Annotated in this window: 1 pseudogene; it reads left to right on the forward strand. The window is 50.4% G+C overall.

Annotation, left to right across the window (positions count from 1 at the left end):
* Positions 1–234, forward strand: a pseudogene (locus tag SJH88_RS19720) (hypothetical protein); the annotation flags it as partial.

A 234-nucleotide genomic window follows, 5' to 3' on the forward strand; every position in this document is an offset into this window, starting at 1 on the left:
CCATACAGAGAAGATTGCCAAGTACATCGGGAAGTACATCACCAAGGATCTGATTTCTGACTTCAATAAGAAACGTTATTGGCAGTCCAGTGGTATCAGTGTGGCTGAGACTCAGGTTTTTTGGCTCTCTGCGCTGTCGATGCCTGATGCCTTGAGGGAAGGGCTGGGCATGTTCGGTTTGTGGGATTCTGGGGCTGATGTTCCGTTGCAAACTCCGTGGCTTTGTCGTGAGGG

This window comes from Comamonas sp. GCA5, assembly GCF_036541385.1.
Classification (GTDB): Bacteria; Pseudomonadota; Gammaproteobacteria; order Burkholderiales; family Burkholderiaceae_C; genus Comamonas; species Comamonas aquatica.